The following is a 4410-nucleotide window of genomic DNA, read 5'->3' on the forward strand; positions in this document are numbered from 1 at the left end:
CATTAAGAAAGTTGGTCAAATAAAATGATGGAATTTAAAAAAAATTATTTTTGGCATGTATCTGTAATCATTATTGGCCTTGTCATTGGCTTAGTGCATCACATTTATATTTATCCGAATTTTTTTCACGCAGATTCAGCAGCATATCAAGTTTTAGCTTCAGCCATAAGAGATGAAGGGGGCTTACTTCCACATGATTTTTTCTACGGCAACCAACTTATTATGCTAAAAATAAGCCCATTCATAGCCTTAGCCAACTACATTGGTTTTTCAGGATATAAGGCTTATGCAATAGGCGGTGCAATAGCGATCTGCGTTTGGTTTTATATTTGCAATCTAATTATCTCTAAATATTGTGGAAATAAATATTTTTCACTTTTACTATCAACTTGCTTATTCATTCCGCTTGGTATGGATGATATTGATTTTTTACTTGGTCAGGAATCGCATCTTTCGAATGTAGTACTTTCTATTATGATATGCCTACCGGTTATCATATATATTCAAGAAAGCAAAAAGAGTTTTTTGTGTATTTCTGCCCTTGCTGTTATTCTAATGACTGCAGAGCAACCAATTAGAACTTTGATTATTATAGCACCTTTTATTTTATTCATACTGATTATATTCAGATCAAAAACTTCAGTTGTGTCAATGTTATCTATAGCTGTATCTTTTGTTATCGGCAAGATGGCAAATGATTATCTTTTAGGCAGACATTTCCCACTCAAGGTCGACTATTCTCAAGCATCGTTGTTAATATCTCCAGATAAAGCAATTGACAATCTTTTTATAATTTTAAAGTCAATCCTGGTGTACTCTTCATCCTCTAGCTTGGCTGTTGGAAGTAATGCAATAGGAATATTGACACCTTTCTACTTTATGGGCTTATTGTATATACTTTTATTTATTGCAACTATTGTATATGGCTTAAAAATATTTCTTCATATTTTGATTGATGGCAGAAAAACTAAAACTAGTATTTGTCGACTAGATCTGTTATGTGCATTGGGAGCTACAGGTTTTGTTTTAGGACTGCTACTTATATCATGCCTCAACCCAAAAGGGCGCCATATTTTCTGGGCAACTTGTATACTAAAAATTTCTGTATTTGCCACCATTTTTAAAATTTTTAAAAGTAATATAAAAAATAATGTGTATTCATATTCATTAACTATTGCAATGGCTATATGCATGTCAGCAATAGCACCAGTACTATATACAACAAAAGCAGAGTCTTTTAGTTATAATAAATCCAATATGAATTCAGAAATAAATAAAAAAATTATTTCAATTGTAAGGCTAACTGGAATAAAATATATTTATGGAGAGGATTTCTGGAGAATGCAACTATTAAACTCGATTGATGCAGAAGTACACTCTTCTGAACTCACAGACTCTTATGATAAATTTGTAATTCCTAGAACATGGTTGTCCAGACCAAGTTGGTACTGCATTAATGGTGAGGTTTTATATTACACAAAAGATGGTAAGGCGGATAAAATAATAGAGTCAGAATTAAAGAGTAAAAACGGAAAAATATTGTATAACGGTGCGGAAGGAAAAATATGGTTAGGGCCTGTAATATGGAGCAAGCCTAAGTGGTGTAATTAACTATAATTCCGCCTCAGAGACTGTAATTTAAATTGTGTATCTGCCTGTTTTTGATATGTTCATTCCGACAACGGAGACAGGCAATTTATGGACGAAAATAAACTCAAAGCGCTGGCTGCTGAACTGGCTAAAGGCCTTAAAACCAAAGCCGATCTCAACCAGTTTTCCCAGATGCTGACGAAGCTTACTGTCGAAACTGCGCGCAATGCAGAACTGACCGACCATCCCGGGCATGAGAAAAACATGCACAATAAAGCTCAAACATCCGTAATGGCTACTCGTCAAACATCCTGCTTTGCGGTGATGGCGAGATTGAATTGAACACGCCGCGTGACTGTGAAAACACCTTCAAACCTCAGTTGATTAAGAAGAACCAGACGCGGCTCACGCAGATAGACAGCCAGATTTTTATCGCTATATGCCAAAGGCATGACCACTCACGAAATCGCCGCCACCTTTAAAGAAATGTACGATGCCGATGTGTCGCTCACATTGATATCCAAAGTCACAGATGCCCTAAAAGAGCAGGCTACGGAGTGGCAAAACCGGTAACTGGATGCGCTGTATCCCATCGTTTACATGGGCTGCATTGTCGTAAAAATCCGTCAACATGACAGCGTCATAAACAGAACTGTCTTCCTGGCGCTGGGTATCAACACCGAAGGCCAGAAAGCGCTGCCGGGTAGGTGACTGACCGAAAATGAAGGCGCAACATTCTGGCTGAATGTGCTGGTGGAGCTGAAAAATCGTGGTTTTCAGGACATCCTGATTGCCTGTGTGGACGGCCTGAAAGACTTTCCGGATGCGATAAACAGCGTCTATCCGCAGCCCCATATCCAGCTGTGCATCATCCATATGGTACGTAGCAGCCTGAAATACGTGTCCTGGAAAGACTACAAGGCGGTCACCAGTGGTCTGAAGACGGTTTACCGAAGAGGCGGCGCTGATGATGCTGAATGTGTTCGCGGGCGTGTGTGACGACAAATACCCGCAGATCAGCAAAAGCAGGCGTGCGCACTGGGAAAACCTGAACACATTCTTCAGCTACCTGCCGGATATCCGCCAGGCGATCTACACCACAAACGCTATCGAATCACTGAACAGTGTGATCCGGGTCGAGATAATAAATGCAAGGTATTCCCAGGAGACGACTCAGTGTGGAAGGTTATTTATCTAGCGATCAAAGATGTCTCAAAAAAGTGGAGTATGCCGATCCAGCACTGGCGGCTGGCAATGAGTCGTTTTATTATTGAGGTCGGTGACCGCCTGAGCGATCACCTTTAATACAGTGGCAGTTACACAGAATTATGGACAGGCTCCTTGTTGACTACTCTATAACAATCCTTGCATCATCATAGTAAATTATATATGCGTTATCAATCTCTTTTATATGCCCTTCCCGTCCATACTGGTTTAATATCTTATCAATATCATGCTTGAACTCTGTGACGATATATCTTGATTTAAAACCGTACCATGCTTTATTGGACAGCCAGTTTAACCTAACCGCTTTGTTTTCATCAGTAAACGTGATTGGCCTTACGTCTCCGTTTTTAAACAGAGTCACAGCAGACGCAACCCAGAATGTGCCGTAACCATCACCGAGGTTATTATCACGAACAAATTTACTAATATCTTGTACTCTCGAATTCGGTAGTTCGTATCTTCCGCTTGGGATGAAAATAAAAATCAGTATGATGGTTGAAGCAAAAGCATAGAGTCTTTGCTCGGCTTGTGAATTTAGATAGCGTGCAATTAGAGCGGATCCAGTAATAAAAGAGAAAACCAGATACTTTGTAGTGTCAAGGTCTACAGGCATATTACTTGCTACATATGCGACTGGTAGCAATACTGAGGAAATGGATAATGCAGTATCAACAAACGACGCTTTAAACCTTTTTTTGATAGCTACAACTAAAAGAGCTAACCAGAATATCATCACTGCAAACCTGCTGAATATCATCGCATTGCTTACAGAAAACTGTTTCCCAAAAATGAAGGCGTCGAAATACTGGATGATACCAACAATGAAAAGATTGAGGTTAGATGGTATATTCTCGTAGCTAACAAATGCTGGAGGTTGAGTCCCGGGAGTGTTCAGTAGACCAAAATAATTCGCTACTAAAGTAAGAAACTTTGCTATGACAACACCAACAATAACTGCAAATACATAGCGCCACTTGCTAAAGTCTTTGTTTATCAATAAATGCACAACAAAGGTAACAACTATCGGTATAGTGATATAGTAGTTGAATATCGAGTCGCTGAATACAGATGCAACAGTGAGAGTCGTAACGCATGCCAGTTTAGCTATTGTGTGTTTATCACACCTAAGCATATTTAAGCACACCAGAGCAAATATGATAGTTCCTACATGTACACATGTCCCTAGTGTCATGGTTGATGCCATAGGAGATGAAATGATTACGCATGGAATTAGCGCTGCGATTGACCACTTCATTTTCCCATCTGTATGTGACAGAGCAAAGTCCAGCATAATAGTAATCGTGTAGAATACGGCTGGTAACACATACATCAGGTATATGCTGTCACCAAAAATCCTGATTACTATCGTATACCATATCGCTTCAGTGAAATAAAACGATACAGTAGAAAGAGTCCATCCTCGTAGCAGAATGTTTCCATCCGCCATATCTTTTGCTTCTAAAAATAAAGATGCTCCATCAGATGTAACTGGGTTATTGAAGGAAATATAAAGGCAAAGCGCGAACACGCATAATGCGAATATCAAATATAAAGCCACCGTGCTTTTATTTAACACTATTCTTCCCCTTCAAA

The 4410-nt window shown here is 39.1% G+C and carries 2 protein-coding genes and 1 pseudogene; 2 read left to right on the top strand and 1 reads right to left on the bottom strand.

The genetic code is table 11. The features are described 5' to 3' along the window. Positions 1 to 24 precede the first annotated feature (24 nt). Both ACLJRU_RS23205 and ACLJRU_RS23210 read left to right on the top strand, forming a co-directional pair. Positions 25 to 1611 carry a hypothetical protein gene (locus tag ACLJRU_RS23205; protein ID WP_038393954.1) on the top strand — a complete coding sequence of 529 codons (1587 nt, stop codon included), beginning with the start codon at positions 25 to 27 and terminating at the stop codon, positions 1609 to 1611. Between the two features lie 87 nt (positions 1612 to 1698). Beyond that, a pseudogene (locus ACLJRU_RS23210) lies at positions 1699 to 2895 on the top strand (IS256 family transposase). Between the two features lie 43 nt (positions 2896 to 2938). Here ACLJRU_RS23210 and ACLJRU_RS23215 read toward each other — a convergent pair. Then, the gene (locus ACLJRU_RS23215) at positions 2939 to 4393 is read right to left on the bottom strand and encodes a hypothetical protein (protein ID WP_023234714.1); all 1455 of its coding nucleotides are present in this window, start codon (positions 4391 to 4393) and stop codon (positions 2939 to 2941) included. Between the last annotated feature and the right edge of the window lie 17 nt (positions 4394 to 4410).

The sequence above is a fragment of the Salmonella sp. SAL00653 genome, assembly GCF_046552515.1.
Taxonomy (GTDB): Bacteria; Pseudomonadota; Gammaproteobacteria; order Enterobacterales; family Enterobacteriaceae; genus Salmonella; species Salmonella enterica.